Consider the following 23,625-nt stretch of genomic DNA (forward strand, 5'->3'; position numbering starts at 1 on the left):
TTTATATGATTTTATTAGTTTTGATTGCTCAATATAAGGCACAAAGTATCTAAAAAAGAAACTTAGTACCTAATAAAGCAATGAGATACTAATATTAGGAACAACCAGAGGTCAACACTTATTTAACTTTGACATCACTTAATTTACAACAAAAACAAAATAAAACACCACAAGAACAAATTGCAACATATTGTTTTGTTTATATAATTAAATTAAAAAATGCAAAGGAGCTATATGAATAAATTTGTTTGCGGAGTAGATACAGGCTGATATTCTCAAAAAAGTATTAGTACCTAACTGAATCATATAGAGAATGTTGTAAAAAGAAGGGTAAGAACGAAGATTAATATACCACGCAATCTAGATAATTTATTTTAATTTAAACTTAACTTTACAAAAGAGCTTGGCTAGAAGAAAGATAGTATTGAGTAGTTCTGAAGTCACAATAAGAAATTAAACAGACTGCGTAGTTCAGCGGTTCACAAAATCATTTAACGGCCTTGATAATCCAACATAAAATCCCCGTTTCCAATTTCATAACATCAAACTCGAATGATACCCACTCATTTTCAGCGACAGTCTTAAAATTCTCTATGTCTAAGCTTGACCACGATGCTTCATATTGATCCTGTAAACGTAATTGAAAAGCAGTAAGTTTTTCGTGAGTATTTATAACTCTTGCTGTATTAGTCTGTCGCCAATCCATAATAATGGGCAGTAGTTCTTTAACAAGTAAATTGTACCACTCTAGTTCATCTTCAGAAGTACATTCACTTTGTTGCAATTTCACTTTTTTCAATAAATTAGCATTCTTTTCTTTAAATTGAGCTTGCTGTCTTTCAGTTAGTTGAGCTTTGTTCTCAACACCCTGGCAAAAATCACCAAAGTCATACAGTAGTGCCAATAAGCCATCAGGGTTATTCAACTGACTCAGTATCTTTAAGCCAATTTTGCAATCAGTAGAAATAAAGGAATCTTGATGATGTATTAATGCTGTAAACTCCCCTCCACTCTTTAACACCCTATTAACTTCTGATAAGGCCGCTATTGGCTCTGCATACTCAAAACCGAATTGACTTATAACTCGATCAAACTGAGCATTTACAAAAGTTAAATTTTCAGATGGCGTATTTCCATAAAACTGAATTTTTTCTAGCGTTGCAAAGCACGGATCTGTCGGGCTAAAAATAGTTAAAGGATCTATCAATGCGGCATCTGATGCTGAAATATTAAAATCAGCTCCAAATTGTTGTGCTAAGACTGCTAACCCACCATTACCTGTTGCTAAGTCTAAAATTGCTGCGGAAGCCGGAAATGAGTTAAACGTAGTTTGCCAAAATTCAGCTATTTCACCAGTATAGCCCTGTGCATGCTCTCCTTCTGCAAAGCTATTAAGTGATTTGGTTTTTGACCAATATGAATTCCAATGTTGCATTATTCATCCAAATAAAAAAGGTGGGTTATAAACCCACCTTTCATTTAACTTAAATTAAATCTTAAAACGTTTGAGTGAAACGGATGTATGAAACACGTCCGTAAGCATCGTAAAGATTGAAGTTATAGTTACGGCCATCGTATGGAATTAACTCAGGCTCTTTCTCGAATGCGTTTTGCATACCAAGTGCAATTGTTGTACCTGTTGATAGGCTATAAGTTACTTGTAAATCATGAGTAACCCATGTGCCAACATTACCAGTACGGTCCACACCACCATTATCATTTGCGGTAACATCTTCATACTGTTTACCAATTAAGTTGATGTTCCAAGCAAAATCAAAGTCATTCCAAACATAAGTATTGTTTAGTACGGCACGATCTTGTGGCTCACCTGGATCTTTTAGCGTATTACGGCCGCCATCGATCTTACTTTCAAACTGGTGACTCCATTGAAGAGTTTGACGGAATGTACCCGCATTACCAAAATCAAATGTGGTATTTAAGTTTAGATCTAGACCATTAATCGCCCAGCTACCTTCATTTGCATAACCTTGAGTGATTAAGTCGATACCACCATTGCTTAAACGTTCTACGCCTAAGCCTGCAGGGATTGGATCACCTGATTGCTCTCTGTCTAGGATGGTATTAGCACCAAAGAAACGGATCATGTTAGATATTTCAATATCGTAATAATCAGCAGAGAAGTTTAACCAATCTGTTGGTTGGTAAGCCATACCAAACGATAGTTGCTCTGATGACTCTGAACCAATCTCAGGGTTTGCAACAGTGATTGCATTAACTTGCACATCACAACCTGCTGGTAAACCAAAGTTAGCACATGAAGGGTCATCATTTACTGATGGGTTATCTGGTGCTGGTTTAGATGTAGTAATATCAAGTGTTGGAGCACGGAAACCTTCACCGTATGATGCACGAAGTACTAAGCCTTCCATTACGTCATATTTGAAAGATACTTTCGGTGAGAAATCACTACCGTAATCAGAATAGCTATCGTAACGTCCTGCAACGCTCATCTCTAGATCTTCTAAGATAGGAATTAATGCTTCAAAGTATGCGCCTTTAACATCACGTGAACCACCAGCACTGTTACCTGATGAACCACCAACTTGACCTGCTTCTGAAAGTGAATCATATGTATCAGAGTATTCTTCTTTACGGTATTCAGCACCAACAACTGCTTGGATAGTACCGCCGCCAATTTCCATTACATCAAATGACGCTGAAGCAAAAGCTTCTTCTTGATTAAATACACCGATACGTGACGTAGTAACTTTTAAGCCACTTAGTAACGCTTGATAATCACTTTTCTCTGCATCAGTTGTAAAACGCTCACCAAATGGGTCGTTTAGCATGTATGCGCCACTGTCCATTGCAACACGTGCGTTACTACCCATTAAGTAGTTACGACCGATTTCATAGGTTTTAGTTTTGTTCTTACGTACACCGAAATCAACGAACACATCGCCAATTTGACCTTCAGCACTCAATAAGAAGTCAGTTGACCAGTTATCAACAGAATTATCACGGTTACCTAGAGCAGCAAAACGGTGACGAATTTGTACTAAACTAGGATCATCGCCATTGGCAATTTCTTGTGCTCTTTGTGCTTCTACTGCTGCAGCGAAGTCAGCATCATAAAAAGCACCATTAGGGTTGATTGGGTTATTTGGACTTGTATCTGATAAGAATGCTGCATCACCGGCATCATTTAATGAAGGTGCATAACGACCAAACGATTTAGTTTTTGAAACTAAAGTATGTGATAAAATTTTCCAATCATCGTTGATCTCATATTCTGCTTTTAAGAACGCAGATTGGTTACCCGTTGATGCTTCATTCGCATTGGTAGCGTTAAAGTTATAGCCACACAGATCTGTACTTGTATAAATGAAGTTTTCTAAGCCCTCACACTCTTGTTGCGAGATAATTGATTTATAACCTTGGCCTTCAGCTGGGTTGAATGCATTCACACCAAAACTAGAAACACCTGGTTGAACCCAATCATAAGCATTTTCATAGATAATATCGCGGTTATTCCACGATACACCACCAATTACTGATGCATTGTCGCTTGACGCGCCAAAAACTGCAGAGCCTTCTTCACGATCACCACCTTCATTAGGTAGGCTCACATCACCAGCACCGATGCGTAATTCTGCACCATTAAAATCTTTACGAGTGATAACGTTGATTACACCAGCGATAGCGTCTGAACCGTATACCGCAGAAGCACCGTCAGATAGAATTTCGATACGCTCAACAGCAGCCATAGGGATTGAGTTCAAATCCTGTGAGTTACCAGTTGATGGTGATTTAGGTAGACGACGACCATCTACTAAGATTAACGAGCGTGATGCACCAAGACCACGTAAGTTTACTTGAGAAACACCTTGCGCAGAGCTACCAGACTGAGGACGGAATGAACCTGCAGAGTTAAAACTTGTATTACGTAACAAGTCAGAAACAGAGGTTTGACCCGACATATCAATTGCAGCACGGTCAATGACTGTTACAGGAATTGAACCTTCTAGGTCAGTACGTCTAATACGTGAACCTGTAACTTGGATACGTTCAACTTTATCAACGCCATCATTTTCTTCTGCCGCGATTGAGCTAGCAGAAAATGCGCCCGACGAAACGGCGCCAAAAGCGATCGCTAAGCGAACTGCCTTTGAAACTTTATTATTTAACATTTGATTCTCCCTGGACCACTATTTTGTGGTTATTTTTATTTAGCTTTTGTAAACATTTGCAACGTTTGCATTGCAAACACACAATGATACTAAACAAAAAAAATCAATATGCCAACATTTGTTCACGTTTATTTAATCTAAAAACAGATAACAGCACAAAATATTGCCATAACAGGTACAAAAATAGAGAAAAATGGGACAACCAATACACGGTTAACTCTTCTTTAATAACTTTATTAGTAAACCTGAACACAATAATTCCATAATTAGGAACGGTTCACAACAGCGATAATTGTGCTTCGCTATCTGTAATAAAATCGTGATTAAGGGGGTGTAGAATCATTTGCGCAATTGGCTTTAATTGTTTTTCAACATAAACACTGTAGTCAAATTGATAATTGGAAGGTGTTATCTGTTGCAAATACAATTCAGCGCCAGACTTTGTGTACACGTACTCAACAACCTGCCCTTTGTTGATCACAAAGTCGGGGTAAACAGATTGGTATTTTTTTATTGCTTGTACTTGCGGCGGAACGTTCTTTTGGTAATCGATCAAATGTTGACCAAGTCGTTTTCTGTAAACAAGTTTACTGTCAAACTCTCCCGCATATAACCGTGTAATGTAACTTTCAATAATGGGAGTTAACATTTCAACATTGAAGTTATCGAGGAACAAAGTGGCGAATAATTCTGTTTGAAACTCGTGGGCGAGCTCGGTCCAATCACTGCGCGCTGTTTCCATTCCTTTAAAAATAAGTTCTTTTTTGCCTTTTGTATCTACTTGGCCTACGTAACGCTTTTTTGAACCTGTTGTTTTACCACGTATGGTTGGCATAAAAAACGGGCTATATAAAGTTTCAAACTCAATTTCTAAATAACTTGGTGTAGCAAAGCGCTGCTTTATCGTGTGTTGCCATTTCTCATTGATCGTAATAGCTAGTTGCTTAGCGATCACTTCACAAGCTGAAGCATCGAGTTCGTCAGGTAAACTCACAAATGTTGAATCCGTATCACCGTAAATAACTGTGTAGCCAAGCTCTTCAATCCACTGACGAGTGGTTTGCATGATTTCATGTCCGCGTAAAGTGATGGAGCTGGATAAACGTGGATCATAAAATCGGCAACCTTTGGAGCCTAATACGCCATATAGACTGTTCATGATAATTTTAATCGCTTGAGACAGCATGGGCTGCTCTGTGTTTTTTGCATGCTGCCTTGAAGACGCTAACGTTTTTATTAAATTAGGTAAGTGGTGCTCTGTACGTGAAAAAAAGGCGCCTTTAAAGCCTGGTATTGCGTTCACTGGCTCGGCTAAACCACAAATTAGTCCAAGTGGATCAATGCAAAATGTTTGCATGATAGATGGATACAAGCTTTTAAAGTCCAGCACTATGACATTTTTATATAGCCCAGGAATTGACTCCATTACGAATCCGCCTGGGCTTTCAAACGATAAACCATGATCGCCTAGATTAGGGGCAACATAACCACTGCGATGTAAAAGAGGCAAATATAAATTAGTAAATGCCGCTACTGAGCCCCCCATTCGCTCCAACTCAAGTCCTGTTAACTGAGTGCGAACTATAGCAAATTCAATTAAATTTAATTGCTCAAAAATTCGCTTAACGAGTATGCAGTCTTGGTGGTTGTAAGCTGCGAGTGATAGCTTATCTTCATTAAATTGACGAACAATTTCACTAAGACGATTATCGCTTTGAATTAGCTTTTTTTCACCAAGTACTTTATGACTCACATTCGCTAGTGAAAAACTATCAAAGTGATAAGTGGCGTTTTTAAGTGTATCAATTCCATCAATCACACAACGTCCAGGTAGGGTTAAACGGGTAAAATGCCCTTCGCGTATTTGTAGTTGTCCATGCCCACGCCCCAGTAATAATTTAACACCCAACGCCTCAGCGCGGCGGTTTAGTACTGAAAAATCAAACTCAATGACGTTCCAACCGATAATAATATCGGGATCGACATCATGTAACAGCTGTTGTAATTTAGTCAGTAAATCAATCTCATCGTGGCACCAATAAATTGTTTGCTTGTTGTGTACAGACTCCAATACTGGCTCACCGATCATAATGACGCAGTCAATTCCCTGTCCCACTAAACCAACAGAATACAGTACCCCTTCCCCACTGCACTCTATATCTAATGACACCGTCTTCAACTGTGGAATATACGGTTTGGCGGCTTTTAGCTGTGCGTTATCAATTTGAATATAACCTGCTTGTTGAGTAATATCGCCAGTCACCCACACAGCACCACGAATAAATCGTTCCATTAAAAAACGGTCGCTGTGGCGCACATCACCTTCATATACTGTAATTTGATTATCAAACGGTTGGCTCTCAAATAGCTGCCTTGCTTGGTAAAGAGCATGTGTGTTTGAGAAATAACAAGCTATACATTGCTCGCCACTAAAATGTTTCATTGAGACATCTTTAAACTCGGCTGTTATGTTGTGTGCCGCTAACAACTGCTCAGCAACAACTTGCTGTTTTAGTGGAATAAAAAATACGGCTTGCTGATTTGGTACTAACACTTTTAGCGGCCCATGATCTGAACTTAGCCAATAGCACAGAGTGATCCCGCTATGGCGACTATACTTATCTGCGGCATATTGTTGCCTTGAAAGAATAAAGCCTTGATAGATTGCTTGTGTCAATGTTCGATCCCAATTAATATACAGCACTGTAATTATATACATACTTTAGGTTATTCACCCATGCTTTCTGATACATTAAAAACAACGATAAGAAAAATTCATAAGCATGTGGCCAACAACCTCAATGATTACCGTCCCCGCAGTAGTCAAAATTATCTAGTGGCTGAAATAGCCAAAACGCTGGCAGGCGAATACCACAAAAAGCAACGAATTTGCGTCATAGAAGCAGGAACAGGCACAGGAAAGTCGCTAGCTTATTGTTTAGGCGCATTACCACTGGCACTTGCGCAAAAAAAGAAGCTCATTATTTCAACCGCAACAGTTGCATTACAAGAACAATTAATAAGCAAAGAACTGCCCTTTTTTAAAAAACACTCTGGCCTTGATTTCAAATTTGATTTAGTGAAAGGTCGCCAGCGCTACTTATGCGCTCATAAACTGCATAATGCAGTCAACGGTGACAGCCAAACACAAATGGAGTTTATGCCCACACTCTCATCACCACTGAGTGAAATGGAAACTAAATGTTTGCAGCAGCTCTACGATGCTTACACCAATAAAAAATGGCAAGGTGATAAAGATAGTTGGGCCGATACCATTCCGGATCGTGTGTGGGGATTGATTGCCTGTGATAAACACGCCTGCCAACGGCAAATGAAAGCCCATCAAACCTGTCCGTTTCAACTTGCTCGCCAGCGCTTAATGCAGATGGATGTGCTCGTTATTAATCATTCTTTATTGCTGGCTGATCTTGATTTAGGCGGCGGGAAAATTTTGCCCGAGCCTGATAATAGCATTTACGTTATTGATGAGGCCCATCACCTGGCTCATATTACCCGTGATTTCTCATCAGCCGCAGCCACAATTAAAGGCACCATTGACTGGCTTGACAAACTCACTAAATTCAGTGGCAAAATGGCTAAAGTGTTAGTTGGTCAAAAAGCTATAGGACAGAACTTTAAGCTTTGCGACAGTATTAATGATACTACTAAAGATTTAAAAGTAGTGCGTGATATTTTAGATAATGCTGATTTTAATTATTCAAAAGACGATACATACCGATTCGAACACGGTGAAATCCCCGAGTCGTTACACACTAAAGCCAAGGATATCAGTGAAGCGACCTTAGATGCGTTACGCTGTTTAAATAAAATGCACGACACACTTGTTCAAGATGTAAGTGATGGCGATATCAAACCTTATGTGGCTGATCCTATTTTAGGTGAAAGTGGCCATTATATTAATCGCCTTGAACAATTAAACAAGCTCTGGTTTAGCTACGCAACTAAGGGGGAAGGCACACCCCATGCACGCTGGATAAAACGCTTAGAGTACAAAAATCATCACGATCACTTATTAAGTGACTGCCCTATTGAAGTAGGTTATTACTTAAAAGATAAACTCTGGCGAGAATGTGCTGGTGCCGTTTTATGTTCAGCCACACTCACAGCACTTGGCTCATTTGACCATTTTGCTTATGAAAGCGGGCTTGCTAAAGAAGAAGGGGTAAAATACTTAAAAGTGCCTTCCCCTTTTGATTACCCAAACCAAGCAACCTTGCACATTCCAAGATCACAAATAGAGCCGACAGATAAAGAGTTTAGCGATCATTTAGCCAACGTTTTACCTAATCACCTAAATAAGCAGCAAGCTAATTTAGTATTATTTGCTTCATACTGGCAGATGGATCATGTTGTGAAAGCCCTACGCGCTAAAAACCTAGATATTTTAGTGCAAGGTGAAATGTCACGCGAAGCACTACTTAAACAACATACAAAGAATATTGATGCAGGCAAAGGCAGTATTTTATTTGGCACGCAAAGTTTATCCGAAGGCCTCGATTTACCGGGTAAATACCTTGAAAACTTAGTGATCACTAAAATTCCATTCGCGGTGCCCACATCACCTATTGAAGAGGCACAAGCAGAATTTGTACAAAGCAAAGGCGGCAATCCATTTTTATCTATTACAGTTCCCGATGCGGCAAAGAAATTAGTACAAAGCTGTGGTAGACTGCTGCGTAAAGAAAACGATCAAGGTCGGATCACCATCCTCGATCGCCGTTTAGTGACTAAGCGATATGGCAAAGCCATGCTGGACACATTACCACCCTTTAAAAGACAAATAGATTATTAATGTTTGAACTTGCACTAGACCCAACAACATGGGCACTTCTTTGTGCTGTGGCGCTTGCCGCAGGCTTTATTGATGCCGTGGCCGGTGGTGGCGGTATGTTAACTGTACCCGCGCTTTTAACTGCTGGCCTTCCCCCCCATTTAACACTGGGAACAAATAAACTCGCCGCAAGCTTTGGCTCTCTCACAGCGAGTATCACATATTTTCGTAAACAACTCTTCAGTCCTCGGTTTTGGGCCGCTTCAATTATCGCAACCGCCATTGGCGCTTTACTGGGAACTCTAATAGTTGACTACCTGAGCATTGAGTTTTTAAACAAGCTTCTCCCTGTGGTGATCATTTTAGTTGCCTGCTATAGCTTGTTTGGTAATTTAAGCACAGTTGAACATGATAATCTTCCGCCACTCAATAGAGCGACCAAAATAAAACAATGGTTGCAAGGTTTGAGCTTAGGCTTTTTTGATGGCTTAGCAGGCCCAGGTACTGGCACTTTTTGGACAGCCTCTAATAGCTTGCTATACAAAATGAGTTTATTACTAAATTGTGGCCTTGCCCGTTCAATGAACTTTGTTTCTAACTTTGTATCACTTATTACATTTGTTGCACTGGGCCATGTTAACTTTTTGCTGGGTATTACAATGGGCTTGTTTTTAATGTTTGGCGCTTGGTTAGGTGCTCATTCTGCAATTCGTTTTGGCAGTAAGTTTATTCGTCCTGTTTTTAATACCGTGGTGATTATTTTAGCGTTAAAACTAATTTATGAGGCTTACTTATAATATGCATACAGCGTCTTTTGATAAACTTTGCCAACAAGTTGCTACTTTAAAGCAGCATGCAGAGCAGTTTGATAAAGCTAAATTATTTGCTAAAAACCGCTATATGCAAGCGCAACCTAGCCTATTTGACCGTGGTGTTTTTACCACCAAAAGTATGAAGCTTGTTGATTACGTCCTAGAAATTGAAGATGAAGTAAATACCCTTCCACCACTGGATCGCCGCCATGCTCATAATTATGCGTTAGTACGAATTGCTAACCAAGTGCAAGCAGTATTTAACGTTATAAAATCGACGCCTATTTGGGAAAAAGAGAACAAAAGCACGTATAAACCTCGCCATAAAGTGACAAACCAAACAGCACCTTATCAGCACGCAGTTAAGAAGATTATGCAACCCGCTCATGAATTATATGACGAGTTAAAACAAAATCATGAGTTCGAACGTCGTTTAGTATTAATGGTGGAAGAATGTAAACTTAAAATGCAAAACGTGGGCCCTATCAAAGCGAAAGCCATTAACCTTGAGATCTTAGCACTACACGGCCGGCTAGGTCGTTGTCGCAAAGCTATATCGGCTACCGAAGAAAAAATTCAACAAGTAGAGAAACAACAATTACGCTAATGGCCGTCTATTATCACCCACTCTATTCAAGACTTGCATTACCGCAACGCCACCGCTTTCCTATTACTAAGTATCAATTGCTGAAACACGCTATTACAGAGCTAGGTTTTACTGACTTTATTCGTCCACATAAAGCAACGAATGAACAAATCCAACTTTGCCACACCCGTGAATATACTGAACGCTTTATTAGTGGCCAGTTAACTGAAAAAGAAATTAAGAAAATGGGTTTCCCCTGGTCAAATCAATTGGTTGAACGCACACTATATTCTGTCGGTGCCAGTATCCAAGCCGCTGAGTCGGCTTTAACAACACAATTGGCGGTAAACCTCAGTGGTGGATATCACCATGCGTATAGCACTTACGGCAGTGGTTTTTGCATTTTTAACGATCTCGCCATCGCTGCCGCACATCTTATAAATACGGATCAAGTATCCAGTGTCCTAATATTCGATTGTGATGTACACCAAGGCGATGGAACCGCCGAAATTTGTAGTGCTCAGGAAGATGTGATCACTTGTTCAATTCATTGCCAACAAAATTTTCCTCGATTAAAACAACAATCTGACTATGACTTTGCCATCGATGCTGGCACAACGGATGATGAATACCTAAATACACTAAAAAGTGCCCTCGATTTTTGTATTCGTCTACATCAACCAGATATCATCTTATATAATGCTGGCGCGGACATTTACCAAGGCGATGAGCTCGGTCATTTTGATATCAGCTTAGAGGGCGTCTATCAGCGGGATTTACTCATCCTTAATACCTGCCGGCAACATGCTATCCCCATAATGTGCGCTTTAGGTGGCGGCTATCAACGTGATACGCAACAATTAGTCACTGTCCATAAACAGCTTTTTCGAGCCATTGTCGATTTATCCCCAAGCTTGGTATAGACTAAATACAATGATAAATGACGTAGCAGGCAATACTGTGCGATTACATGACGATATCCACAACTATTATGAAAAAATTGTAATTGAAGAGATCGGTAAACGACAACTTGAAAAAAGTTATAGTGAAGATGTAATGGCCGACTTTTGTTGCACTGTACTCAATCAACTACCTGCACGTTATATTCGCTATGATGTTGATATGGAATTTTATTTACCACAAGTAGAACGTATTCATATACAAGAGCGTGTTAATATAGCGATTGATGTCGCGATAAGCCAAATCGCAAAAAAGAAGAACTTAGATGACTAAAGAACTTGAACAAGCGCCCACTCATGTAAAACTTGCCGTTGACTTGATTATGCTCTTGGAGCAACACGAGGTTGCTCCAGAAGATGTGCTAAATGCACTGGAGATTATAAAAGCTGATTATGAACGAAAACGTGAGCAGCTCATAAATAATCAGTTAGCTTAAGCCTAACCATTTTACTCATCATCAAAAATCGCCACATAAGTAGCCTGCGTATTCGATTTGCTTGCACGATACATACCGCTGGTATTAAACGGTAAACTAATATTTCCTTTATTATCAACAATAATGACCCCTCCAGTGCCACCTATAGGTTTGAGCACACCGTTAATCACCTCATCACCAGCTTGACCAATGGTTTTATTTTGATATTTAACTCGGGCACAAATATCTGCAGCGACATTGTAGCGTATAAAATACTCACCATGTCCGGTAGCAGATACCGCGCATGATTCATTTTCAGCGAAAGTTCCCGCGCCTATCACTGGCGCATCACCAATACGGCCAAAACGTTTCGCCGTCATACCGCCTGTTGAGGTACCCGCCGCTAAATTACCGTTTTTATCCAGCGCAACCGCACCAACTGTGCCCATTTTATAATTTACCGGTAATGCGTGATGAGCTGCCTGATAATCTTTACTGGTGGCTTTTGCTTTATCTAATTTCTCTTTGGCTTTTAGCAAAGCTTTATAGCGATTTTCAGTGTCAAATAAATTGTTTTCAACCAAAGGGACACCCTGCTCTTTAGCAAATTCTTCGGCCCCCTGACCACTGAGCATCACATGTACCGACTCTTCCATTACCAAACGAGCTAAATTTATTGGGTTTTCTATATGTTTAACCCCAGCTACAGCGCCCGCTTGACGATCGCGACCATCCATAATCGATGCATCTAATTCATGGCTGCCATCATATGTATACACCGCTCCACGTCCTGCATTAAAGTACGGAGAGTTTTCTAACACATTAATTGCCGCAGTCACTGCATCAAGGCTTTGGCCACCTTGCTCAAGCACTTTATAGCCTGTTTCAACCGCTTCTTGTAACTTTGCTCGGTAGGCTTTGTCTTGTTCAGGGGTAAAACGGCTTTTTTCAATCGTACCAGCACCACCATGGATTGCAATTGCAAACGGGCTAGATTGAGTCGATGCTGGCGCACCGATAGCTAATGGACTTAACGTTAAACAGCACGCAGTGAGTAACGCGCTAAAAAGTGACTTGTTCATACAGGTAACTTGTGTTGGAAGTAAGTACCTCCAATGTGAATAAACTTGTGCTAAATTACAAGCCTAACCAGATAAAAGATACAAAAAAAGCGCCAAATGGCGCTTTTTAGTAGTTCGTATAAATTACGCTTGTTGCGCTTTTAAACGAGCCAAACGTGCTACTTGGTGCGTAGACGTTAAGAATGAGTAAATCGGAGCTAGGTAACCACGCTTACGGAGTTCTAAGAACTCTTCATCGCTTAACTCGTTAAGTTTTTTCTCATCGATAAGGTAAATACCGTTAATGTCTTTTTTCTCGCCTTTGATATCAACAGTTAATGTTTGAGCTACTAAAAGTTCTTTATCAGCAAGATACTTAGTGAATGCTTCTGTTACATGAGAAAACTCAATGAATGATACTAAGGCTTCTTTACGACGCTTTAAGTAATCAGTTTCTTCACCGTTTTCGAATAATGCATTGCCTTCAGCCTCACCCACTAATGGGCTTGCTTCGTCAATTACGATACCGTATTGATCTTCTTGTGGGTGTTTAACCAAACCAAGTGGGTAGCGTGTTGTTGCCATAGGTGCAAACGCTGCAGTCCATTTACCATCTTGTACAAAAAGGTTTTCGCCTGGCTCTAAACCAAACATTGCTACCGCTTGAAATTGACCTGTTTCGTTATTTTTAACGAAAGACATAGGGAACTCATTTGCTACACGCGCAAACTCATGTGCAACAACTGGCACTAAGTGTTGAGTTTTTAAAAATTCTACATTAATGCCATTTTGAATTTTAGTGTTGGCATGCTTTTCGTTGTGTAAAGGCTGTACTTGTTGCTCCGCCATGTTACTGCTCCGTTATTATATAAATAAATTTATTTTGCTGTTAGTGCCCTAAGGCTAAAGGTTTTGCCACAAAAATGGAAGTGAAATGTTTGTTGCAATTTGTACGCTGAGCTTTTATTGAAGTGAACCTTCTTCACATATAAATACAAAGTTAACCGCAAAATAACTTATACTCGTTTCATGTATTTAACTTTTAGCTGATTTGTCAATAAGACGCTGAAACTGCCCCAAAGAAATTAAATGCGAATAAATAGCCTCAAGCATGCCATTTTTTTGTAATGAGAGTAAATCGTCATCACTTAATGCATTCAATAACTCTCGGTCGACCGAAAATAAACCGGAAATCTGCTGCTTGTTTCCATCCCCTAAATCAAACTTAAAGCGTTGTTCAATAAGCAAACCTAATTCATTTAGCGTTTCAATAAACTGATTGCAAATCACTTCTTGTTCAGCTAAGTGCTTTAATTGCTTTTGCTTTTCAAGCATATACGCAGATGGTTGCCCATCACCAGCAACTAAAGCAACCCCTTCACCTAGATCATTCAACTCATCTGAATTAATCGCAATTACGATGTCCCCTTCAGCATTTTTTGCTAACGAAAAAGGGTACTTAGATATATTTTGCGGGACATAAACCGTTTCAAAGTGACCATCATCGATAAATACATTAGAGCCTGCTTGCAAACCTAAAATAGCCACCATATGATAACTATCTGTTTTTGATTTAATAAAAGAAATTGGGAAGTTTAGTGCTACCTTTGCAATTTCGCTAGGTACTATACTTACCATGTGAAGATGGCTAGCGTGTGAATATTCCTCACTAATTTTAACAGAATATTTTTTATGTTTTTCTAAGCTAAATATTTCATAATTTTCTGACATAAATCACTCATCTATATGTTATTATTTTACTAAAAATAACATGTATTCAAGGTAAGTTAAAGGATGAAAATACAACGAATTAATGTTGCAGAAATTGATAACTTAAAACGTTATCTTGAAAGAAAAGACACACCAATAATTTTAACCAATTTATTTGATAGTTGGCCATCATTAGAAATTGCAAAACATTCTAAAGAAAGAATATTACAACATTTAATAAGCCAAGCAAAAAATGAGCTTGTTAATACTTTAGTTATTGATGAAAAACACAATGGATTAATAGGTTTTTCAGATGATACTTTTGAGGCATATACTTTTAAAAAGTACGATGCTCCTTTTCCTGCTGTACTTAAAAAGCTGATCCTTAATTTAAAGTTGAATAATAGCGATGTCATTGCAGTGCAAAGTGCTCTAGTTAAAGATTGCTTAACTTCATTTTTAAACAATAACCCTTCTCCAGACTTTTTAGCAAATATTGACCCTCGAATTTGGATAGGCAATGCCACAACAGTGCCAGGACACTATGATTGCGAGCATAATATAGCTTTAAACCTTTGTGGAAAAAGAACTTTTTACCTGCTACCTGCCGAAGCTATTTCAAATTTATATGTGGCGCCACTGGATTTTTCCATAGCAGGGCCCGCCGTTAGTCAGGTCGATTTTTCGCAACCAGATCTGACTAAGTTTCCAAAATTTTCTAATGTAAAAGATCAAGTGTTAAAAGCATCATTAAATGAAGGAGAGGCTTTATTTATTCCACCACTGTGGTGGCATAATGTAAAAGCAACTGAAAAAATTAATATATTAATTAATTATTGGTGGAAAAATGAAATCAATGAACAGGGTATAAACAGCGATTATTCTGATAGTTTATTACACAGCATTTTAACAATTAGGCATTTACCTGAGCACCAGAGAAAGTCATGGCAAAAAATATTTGATTATTATGTTTTTAATAAATCAGATCCTTTCAATAACAAAACTAAAAGTTATGACGGTATATTAAGTGGCAACAAAAGCAAAATAGAGCAGGCATATAAAGCTCTAGCTTCAAGAATAAAAAATTAAAACACTCAGTTTTATGGAAGTTTAAAACACGCCATTTAAATAACTAAATTCATTAATAATAATTTAATTACTATATTATTTAACTTGAACTTATAAGTAATTTAACTCATGAAAATGATAGTGTGTAATAGCACATTATACCAATCGTGTTAAGTTACTGACCATTTATAGCGACAGGTAAATGGAGTGATAACAAGGCATAAATTTTGACATGTAGTTGTTCTACATGAAAAATTTATAACGCAGTTAGCGCTTTATTTAGCCCGCTAGAATGGTTAAATATTTAAGTCGATTGGTATTAGTATAGCAAGCAGGATAAACAAAAAATGCCGCTAAGTTGCGGCATTTTTTATATGAGTTGAATCTTAGAAGCGGAAATTAGCACCAAGAACAAATCGGCGACCATTTTCATAAATTGATAGAACTCGGTCTTTACTTGTATTGTACTCAACTACTTTTTCATTCGTTAAGTTAATACCTTCAAACACAACAGAAATATTTTCTGTAACATTTACAGTTGTAGTGAAGTCTAATTGACCATAGTCATCATTCCATAGCTCTGCGCCTGAAGAATGTAGACCTTTGTACCATTCAGTACGATAGTTGTACATTGCACGCACTGAAAATAAGTCATCTTCATAAAATGCTGAAGCGTTTAACATATTTTCTGATGCGCCCATTACTAAGCCAGAACCCGGGTTCATAACATCACGTTCGCCATCATTTTTTGCATCAGTATAAGTATAGTTCGCTGATACACCAAAACCACCACCTAAGTCATACTGCAATGTAGCTTCTAGACCTGTAGTCGTTCCACCAGGACCATTTTCTGGACGTGTTACTGTCGCACTGATCCACATATCTTCTTCTTGGTCGTAGAAGTCTTGCATGTAGGTACCAGAGGTTTGGTAGCTTTCAATATCTTTATAAAATAATGTTATTGCAAAAAGTGATGCTTCATCAAAATAAAATTCCCATGCAGCATCAAACTGATTAGCTAACTGTGGGTCTAAGTTAGGATTACCCGCTTGCGCTGTTGGGTTATCTTCACCTAAATCACCAGGTGCTGTAATTGGTGAGATATCAAAAAAGTTAGGACGAGCCATTGTTCTTGCCGCTGATAAGCGAACAATTTGATCTTCAGCTAAATCATATGACAAGTTAAAGTTAGGTAAAATTTCAGTATAACTACGCGATTCTGTTACCCACTCAAGCGTTGATGGAACTAAATCAGGATTCAAGCCTGGATTATCAACTGTTAATAGACCTGCTGAATCAGAAGAGAATAAATAACCTGAAGAGTCTTGATCAGTCTTCGCAACACGAACACCTATGTTACCTCGGAAATCATCACCAGAGAAGTCACCCTGAATGTAATATGAGGTCTTTTTCTCTTCAACTGCAAATATTTCGCCAAGTACTTTGTGTGCTGCATATGATGCGTCTGGACCTAAGCCAAGTTCAAACATTTTAGCGCTGTTATGCGTTAATTGCTGCGTGATATCACCATTTACAACATCAGCACCTACTGAATCAGAACCAATAGCAAGGTCACATTGTGCTAAAGTAGGGCAATCAGTACCAATAATTTGGCTCATGTAGTTAGCACTAACACCATCGTTTGCATAACCCCAGTGCCAGCTGTACGCTTCTCTATCTTGAGTACGTTTCTGGTCACGATACTTCACACCCACTTTAATAGCAGTGAATGCGCCCATATCAACAGGAATATCAAAATCTACTTGACCATAACTTTCTTCGTCTGTCGTTGGCTTATTACCACCCCAGATCCAGCCGCCATTAAATTTAGAAGGATCAGTACCATCAACACCTGCATTAACCGTTGGTGTGCTTCCCGTTAAATCAAAGTTATAATCGCCTTGACCACCATACTCCCAAGACGTTTCATTCAAAGTACCACCTTCAGCCTCGGTTGTACCTAACTCAACATTCATGCTGAAAGAATCTGTTGCAAAATCAATATCTAAATGAATTGAGCTTGTGTCAGTGCTTGAAATACGGTTAATGTGATTCCAGCGAACATCAGTACCACCACTTCCATACACAGCATTTTCCCCTTCGTAACTTAGGGTAGCGTTAGATGCTGGATTCATAAGTAGATAGTTTGAGTTCGTGTTATTCACATCCATATTTGAATCTAAGATGTTTAAAGTAGCACTAAAATCATCTGATGGTGCAAATTGAATTGCTGTAAATAATGTTGTTCTTTCACGGTCTTGACGGAATACTGGTACACCCATAGTACGAGGTGTGTATGTACCATCATCTTGTGCATCCCAACCTAGCACTTCAAAGCCTTCACGACGAACTGTACGGTCTGATTTAGAGCCAGAAACTAAAATACCAAACTTTTCATCTTCATTTTTCCATGAAAATAAACCTTCAATTAGTGGGTCATGCTCTTCAGATGTTTCTGAATATTGGCTTTGAAGGTTGATGTGAGTCGTACCAGAGTCTAAGTCCAGAGGTTTACGAGTATGAAGAATTACTGTACCACCGATCGAACCTTCGTCTAAACGCGCTTCTGGTGACTTATAAACTTCCAAGTTACTTACCAAAGAAGATGGTAACATAGTGAAGTTAAAGCTACGTGATGGATTATCAAGAATAAACCAATCAGCTGTACCTACGTTTTGACCATTAAGTAAAGTACGGTTTTTAGTAGGATCAGAACCACGAACAGTGATCTTCTCACCTTCACCAAACTCTCGACTTACACCAACACCCGTAATACGTGAAAGTGATTCAGCAACGTTTTTATCTGGAAATTTACCAATATCTTCAGCAGTAATAGAATCAACAACTGCATTTGCAAAGCGTTTGTTGTTAATATCAGCTTTAGTTGAGGCACGAATACCACGTACTTCAATGACTTCAACGTCTTCTTTGATTTGCGTTTCTTCAGCTGCGAATGCAGCACCAGTGAATCCGGCACTCATTACAAGACCGATATTTACTGCTAATAAGCTTTTTTTAAAATTTTTAGCTAACACAGGATTCCCCTTGAATCATTTTGTTGGTTTTATTTATCACTTCTGCCCAGTGATGATGACAGCGTTGTCATCTAGTAACAAACCATACACTCTAAATTACAATTGTGCTACATCTTTTTAGCTATATTGTGTAAAAAAATAGCTATAAAAACACTAAGCAATTGAAATTAAAAGAAATAAAAATAATGAACTTTATGGATTGTTACTTTTTAACGGCGTGAATATAACATGAATATGTCAAAAAAGAGAAAAGCAAATGTACGATTTTAGGTAATTTTAAGATTTTTGATAAGTCAAAGTGTAAAAAAAACGTTCCACCTGATCCTTACAAGTGGAACAATACTCGTTTAAACTACAATAATATTAATTCGATTAGCTGTAATAAAACGCACCTATTGACACTCATTATTTGGTAAATTAGGGCAAATAATCTACCTAAGGGGAACTTGAGTAAATGGTTATCAATATCAATGACAGCGTTGTCATTTTTCAATTATAAAGACCTATACTACTTATGTCTACCTTTATTTCGTGAGTATTCCATTTATCGTAGCTAACTATCGAAAGAATACATTAAGGTCAATCGTGTTAACTCAGACTATTTGCAGTGACTGATAGACACAGTAATAACAAGGTGAAATTTTTGACATGTTACTGTTCTACTTAAAAATTCATAACGCTGTCAACGTCTTAGTTTAAGTTAAACATTTAATCGATTAGTGTCAGGTGGCAATTTTCACATAAACTCAAGTGTGCAGCCTCAGCTATACAATGAGCTAATTTTAGCTGAAAACAAAAAATGCAGACTTAAAAGTCTGCATTTTAAAGTGTTGAGCAACTATATACTTATGGTGCCCAATAAACTTCAATATTAATGCTTGGGTGATTTAATACTGCACGCAACGGCATATCATTGACATCACCACCAGCTTTTGCAGCTTTATAAACAGCTAGCTTTTCTTCACCGCTTATCAACAACTTAACAACTTTAGATTGGGCTATGGCTGCCAACGTCAAAGTCATACGCTCAGTAATACTGCCTGTCACGTCACTTTCAATAGCGTTAATTGCACATACCAAGTCTGATGTCGTTAGTCCGTATTCAAGACCTTTAGCATGTGGAAATAATGAAGCTGTATGGCCGTCAGGACCCATCCCCAAAATAGTCACATCAAATGGACGTTTAAGCTGCTGATATGCGGCTTCACATTCTGCGCTGCCCTGCTGAGCTGTAGCAGCACTATTCTTCATTGTGATAAAGTTTGCATCGGCGCCATGGTTTTGTAGTAATGTGCTTTTTATGAACGCTTCATTACTTTTATCATGCTCTGCATCAACCCAGCGCTCATCGACCATGGCAACGTCGATTTTCGCCCAATCTAAAGCTAAATTAGATAAGTGTTTATATGCAGGTGCAGGAGATGAACCACCTGATACCATAAGTACTGCACGTCCACTCGCTTCAATACCATCAACTAGGCTTTGTTCAAGCGTTGCTGATAACTCTGCTGTTAATGCATCTTTTGAGTCAAAAAACTTTTCTACGATGGTTGCCATGCTTATACCTTATCGCCAGTGTTAAACCAAACATGGTTATTTTCAGCTAATAATTCGTCAGCATCATCTGGTCCCCAGCTACCAGCACGGTATAAGGCCGGTTTACCTTTTTCTTGCCAACGCTCAATAATAGGGTCAATCCATTTCCATGCCTGACGTACTTCGTCACGATGTATAAACAATGATGGGTTATTTGCTGCAGCATCAAGCATTAAACGTTTGTACGCATCGGAGTGAAAACCATTACTATAAGCTTGGGAAAGCTCAATATTCATAGTTACAGGCTCAAGTTGCATCTCAAGATTATCAAGACGTTTTGACATCAAGGTTAATTGAATTGTCTCTTCAGGTTGCAGACGAATAACTAAGCGGTTTGGTTCAATTTTTCCTACGTTATCGCCGTACACGTTATGTGAAACTTTTTTGTATTCAACCACAATTTCAGCACAACGTTTAGCCATACGCTTACCTGTACGCAAGTAAAATGGCACACCAGCCCAACGCCAGTTATCAATGTGCGCACGAATAGCAACGAAGGTTTCTGTCTTACTCGAACCTTCATTAAGTTCTTCAAGGTAACCTGGAACTATTTTACCCGCTAAATCGCCTGGTACATATTGACCACGAATAATATTGTCGTCTACATCCGTTCCTACAAGTGGACGAAGTGACTCTAATACTTTTAATTTTTCAGTACGAATACTGCTGGCATTTAATTTGTTTGGTGATTCCATTGCCACTAAACATAGCAACTGTAATAAATGGTTTTGCACCATATCACGTAATGCACCGGCTTTATCGTAAAAACCAGCGCGACTTTCAAGGCCTACGGTTTCAGATAAGCTGATTTGAATATTATCAATTGATTTAGCATCCCACATATTTTCAAATATTGAATTTGAAAAGCGCAATGCCATTAAATTCTGAACGGTTTCTTTACCCAAGTAGTGATCGATACGGAAAATTTGCTCTTCAGTAAAATACTCAGCAATTTTTGCATTGATCTCTTCAGCCGAGCTACCGCAATAGCCTATTGGCTTTTCGACTACAACACGAGATGTTGGTGTGATAAGACCTTTCGTGGATAATATTTCACAACAACTGCCATAAACGGCTGGAGGAAGTGACAAATAAAATACGCGAGATTTATCTTCATCATGTTCATTAAGAATTGTTTTTAGTTTGTCCCAATCGTCATCCGCTTCGGTAACGTTAGTTACGACAGGTACTAAACACGCGGAAAAAGCTTTCCAGTCTTTGGCGTTAAACTCACCTTTACTTAAAAACTCTTTTAATGCTTGGTGAGCTGTTTCTATATATTCCGCACGTTTACTTTCTTCACGAACCGTCGGTAAAATACGTGAACCTTGCGGAAGGTTGCCTTCTTGATATGCGCGATACATTGCTGGTAATAATTTGCGTAATGCAAGATCACCACCGCCCCCAAAAATTACAATATCAAAAGGATTTAGCATAATTTACTCTCTACGTTTGCTATGCCTCGTTGTCGACTATCTGTTATTGATAGTACAGGCATACATTCTTATTGTTTAGATGATGTCAGCTTTTTGGCATCGTGATCGAGAAAAAGCCTGTTGAATTCGCTTGTCTTTAGTGCTGAATATTGTTCCAGCTTTACTCATAGTAAACTGGTAATTAAATGAGTCTTAGGGGCTCTGTATATCCTCTCACAAATACACAGGCCCTAAGAACTCCAGCGCTACCCGTTCAAAGGTATTTGGTTGCACAATACAACTCATTATACTGTGCGAATTTTTTACTGTGCTCGTCGTTGTTTATAGTAGCTCATTAAACCATTTGTTGAGCTATCATGAGGGTGAGTGACACTGTCATCCAATAACTCAGCTTCAATTTTTGATGCTAAACCTTTACCTAATTCAACACCCCATTGATCAAACGAACATATCGCTAAGATGATACCTTGGCAGAAAATCTTGTGCTCATACAAAGCGATTAAACGACCCACTGTTTTGGCATCTACGGTGTCTAACAACATTGATGTCGTTGGACGATTACCTTGATGAATTTTATGATTCAGCAACTGCGTGATTTCAGCCTCAGTTTTACCTTTGGCTGTTAAATCTGCACGCACTTGCTGTGCATCAACACCCATCATCATTGCTTCGGTTTGCGCAAAGAAATTCGATAATAATATATCGTGGTGCTCACCTACGTTGATTTGCGGCTTAATTGACGCAATAAAATCAGCGGGTACAACAACGTTTCCTTGATGCAAACACTGATAAAAGGCATGTTGACCATTGATACCTGTCATACCCCAGATAATTGGCACTGTAGTATACGGCACGGTATTGCCCGCAAAGTTTACATGCTTACCATTACTTTCCATCTCACCTTGCTGTAAATAAGCTGGCAACATATGCAATGCTTGGTCGTAAGGCAAAATGGCCTGTGAATCAAAACCTAAGAAGCTGGTGTTCCACACACTTAATAATGCCATCAAAAGTGGAATGTTTTCCTGAAACTCAGCTGTTTTAAAATGTTCATCTACTTCAAATGCACCATCAAGCACGGCTTCAAAGGCCTCAAAGCCTAAGTATAATGCGATTGGTAATCCTATCGCACTCCATAATGAAAAGCGACCACCAACCCAATCCCACATAGTGAATACGTTTTCATCGGCAATGCCAAATGCAGCCGTTTTTTCTAAGTTAGTACTTACAGCTACAAAGTGTTTTGCAATCGCTTGCTTGTCATTCGCTGATTCTAAAAACCACGCAACGGCAGTTTTTGCATTGGTCATGGTTTCTGATGTAGTAAACGTTTTTGATGAAATCACAAACAACGTCGTTTCTGGATCAATCTCTTTCAAAACAGAAGCGATTTGCACACCATCGACATTTGAAACATAATGCACTTTCAAAGTGTCATCAGCGTAGCTTTTCAGCGCTTCAGTTGCCATTTGCGGCCCTAAATTTGAGCCACCTACACCAATACTGACAACATCTTTAACCGCTTTACCGGTATAACCTAACCATTGTCCACTGCGAACTTTATTCACGAACAACTTAATCTTTTGTAATTCAGCGTTCACCACCGAGCTTACATTCTCATTATCAACAACTAGCGATGATTCATTGCGATTACGAAGCGCTGTATGAAGAACCGCTCTATCTTCAGTGATATTGATTTTTTCACCGCTGAACATTTTGTCACGCCAAGTGGCGATATCGCACTCTTGCGCTAAAGAAATCAATTGAGTGACCACATTGTTATCAATCAATTGCTTTGAATAATCAAATAAAACACCAGGGATTTGAGTCGAAAATTGCTCGAATCGAGTGCTGTCATTGGCAAATAAATCTTTAAGATGAATTTCCTTCATCTTATTTGCACTTGTTTGTAATGCTTGCCAACTAGCTAACTGTGAACGACAACTCATTTTTTAACATCCCCTTAAACTTGCAACAAACTGATTTGTAACTATCTTTATATA

Annotated in this window: 17 protein-coding genes; 7 read left to right on the forward strand and 10 right to left on the reverse strand. The window is 38.8% G+C overall.

Going from position 1 to position 23,625, the window contains the following annotated elements:
* Nucleotides 1-487: 487 nt before the first annotated feature.
* The 3 genes from PHAL_RS0105875 to PHAL_RS0105885 all read right to left on the reverse strand — a co-directional run bounded on the left by PHAL_RS0105875 (nucleotide 488) and on the right by PHAL_RS0105885 (nucleotide 6,828).
* Nucleotides 488-1,435, reverse strand: a complete 948-nt coding sequence (locus PHAL_RS0105875) for a class I SAM-dependent methyltransferase (protein WP_016707493.1) — start codon at nucleotides 1,433-1,435, stop codon at nucleotides 488-490.
* A 61-nt stretch (nucleotides 1,436-1,496) separates the two neighbouring features.
* Nucleotides 1,497-4,151: a TonB-dependent receptor gene (locus PHAL_RS0105880; RefSeq protein ID WP_016707494.1), complete on the reverse strand. Its 2,655-nt coding sequence runs from the start codon at nucleotides 4,149-4,151 to the stop codon at nucleotides 1,497-1,499.
* Between the two features lie 277 nt (nucleotides 4,152-4,428).
* Nucleotides 4,429-6,828, reverse strand: coding sequence for a DNA polymerase II (locus tag PHAL_RS0105885; RefSeq protein ID WP_029216045.1), 2,400 nt, complete (start codon nucleotides 6,826-6,828; stop codon nucleotides 4,429-4,431).
* Between the two features lie 60 nt (nucleotides 6,829-6,888).
* Between PHAL_RS0105885 and dinG the strand changes: the two genes are divergently transcribed.
* Genes dinG through PHAL_RS23775 form a run of 6 tightly spaced genes read left to right on the forward strand, consistent with a single transcriptional unit; the run spans nucleotide 6,889 to nucleotide 11,737 of the window.
* Nucleotides 6,889-8,964: an ATP-dependent DNA helicase DinG gene (gene dinG, locus PHAL_RS0105890; RefSeq protein ID WP_016707496.1), complete on the forward strand. Its 2,076-nt coding sequence runs from the start codon at nucleotides 6,889-6,891 to the stop codon at nucleotides 8,962-8,964.
* Complete coding sequence (locus tag PHAL_RS0105895; protein WP_016707497.1) at nucleotides 8,964-9,740, forward strand: sulfite exporter TauE/SafE family protein; 777 nt, start codon at nucleotides 8,964-8,966, stop codon at nucleotides 9,738-9,740. The genes dinG and PHAL_RS0105895 overlap by 1 nt, the downstream gene beginning before the upstream one ends.
* A gap of 1 nt (nucleotide 9,741) precedes the next feature.
* Nucleotides 9,742-10,362, forward strand: coding sequence for a primosomal replication protein (locus PHAL_RS0105900; protein ID WP_016707498.1), 621 nt, complete (start codon nucleotides 9,742-9,744; stop codon nucleotides 10,360-10,362).
* Nucleotides 10,362-11,264, forward strand: coding sequence for a histone deacetylase family protein (locus PHAL_RS0105905; protein ID WP_016707499.1), 903 nt, complete (start codon nucleotides 10,362-10,364; stop codon nucleotides 11,262-11,264). Before PHAL_RS0105900 ends, PHAL_RS0105905 begins: the two co-directional genes overlap by 1 nt.
* A 37-nt stretch (nucleotides 11,265-11,301) precedes the next feature.
* Complete coding sequence (locus PHAL_RS0105910) at nucleotides 11,302-11,574, forward strand: late competence development ComFB family protein (protein WP_029216046.1); 273 nt, start codon at nucleotides 11,302-11,304, stop codon at nucleotides 11,572-11,574.
* Entirely contained in the window at nucleotides 11,567-11,737 is a 171-nt protein-coding gene (locus PHAL_RS23775) for a DUF2496 domain-containing protein (protein WP_016707501.1), read from the forward strand. The genes PHAL_RS0105910 and PHAL_RS23775 overlap by 8 nt, the downstream gene beginning before the upstream one ends.
* 11 nt (nucleotides 11,738-11,748) lie before the next feature.
* Here PHAL_RS23775 and PHAL_RS0105920 read toward each other — a convergent pair whose 3' ends face one another.
* The 3 genes from PHAL_RS0105920 to PHAL_RS0105930 form a co-directional block, all read right to left on the reverse strand.
* A complete protein-coding gene (locus PHAL_RS0105920) occupies nucleotides 11,749-12,798 on the reverse strand; it encodes an isoaspartyl peptidase/L-asparaginase family protein (RefSeq protein WP_016707502.1) in 1,050 nt (349 codons plus the stop codon).
* A 123-nt stretch (nucleotides 12,799-12,921) separates the two neighbouring features.
* Nucleotides 12,922-13,626: a SapC family protein gene (locus PHAL_RS0105925; protein ID WP_016707503.1), complete on the reverse strand. Its 705-nt coding sequence runs from the start codon at nucleotides 13,624-13,626 to the stop codon at nucleotides 12,922-12,924.
* Between the two features lie 186 nt (nucleotides 13,627-13,812).
* Nucleotides 13,813-14,508: a SapC family protein gene (locus tag PHAL_RS0105930; protein ID WP_016707504.1), complete on the reverse strand. Its 696-nt coding sequence runs from the start codon at nucleotides 14,506-14,508 to the stop codon at nucleotides 13,813-13,815.
* Between the two features lie 63 nt (nucleotides 14,509-14,571).
* Between PHAL_RS0105930 and PHAL_RS0105935 the strand changes: the two genes are divergently transcribed.
* The gene (locus tag PHAL_RS0105935) at nucleotides 14,572-15,576 is read left to right on the forward strand and encodes a cupin-like domain-containing protein (protein ID WP_016707505.1); all 1,005 of its coding nucleotides are present in this window, start codon (nucleotides 14,572-14,574) and stop codon (nucleotides 15,574-15,576) included.
* 365 nt (nucleotides 15,577-15,941) lie between these two features.
* Here the strand turns inward: PHAL_RS0105935 and PHAL_RS0105940 are convergent, their stop codons facing one another.
* The 4 genes from PHAL_RS0105940 to pgi all read right to left on the reverse strand — a co-directional run bounded on the left by PHAL_RS0105940 (nucleotide 15,942) and on the right by pgi (nucleotide 23,571).
* The gene (locus PHAL_RS0105940) at nucleotides 15,942-18,590 is read right to left on the reverse strand and encodes a TonB-dependent receptor (protein WP_016707506.1); all 2,649 of its coding nucleotides are present in this window, start codon (nucleotides 18,588-18,590) and stop codon (nucleotides 15,942-15,944) included.
* A gap of 846 nt (nucleotides 18,591-19,436) precedes the next feature.
* The gene (pgl, locus tag PHAL_RS0105945; protein WP_016707507.1) at nucleotides 19,437-20,147 is read right to left on the reverse strand and encodes a 6-phosphogluconolactonase; all 711 of its coding nucleotides are present in this window, start codon (nucleotides 20,145-20,147) and stop codon (nucleotides 19,437-19,439) included.
* Nucleotides 20,148-20,149: 2 nt separating this feature from the next.
* Nucleotides 20,150-21,622 (reverse strand): glucose-6-phosphate dehydrogenase, encoded by a 1,473-nt coding sequence (gene zwf / locus PHAL_RS0105950; RefSeq protein WP_016707508.1) that lies wholly within the window; start codon nucleotides 21,620-21,622, stop codon nucleotides 20,150-20,152.
* A 302-nt stretch (nucleotides 21,623-21,924) separates the two neighbouring features.
* The gene (gene pgi / locus PHAL_RS0105955) at nucleotides 21,925-23,571 is read right to left on the reverse strand and encodes a glucose-6-phosphate isomerase (protein WP_016707509.1); all 1,647 of its coding nucleotides are present in this window, start codon (nucleotides 23,569-23,571) and stop codon (nucleotides 21,925-21,927) included.
* Between the last annotated feature and the right edge of the window lie 54 nt (nucleotides 23,572-23,625).

Origin of the sequence: Pseudoalteromonas haloplanktis ATCC 14393, assembly GCF_000238355.1 — a bacterium.
Classification (GTDB): domain Bacteria; phylum Pseudomonadota; class Gammaproteobacteria; order Enterobacterales; family Alteromonadaceae; genus Pseudoalteromonas; species Pseudoalteromonas haloplanktis.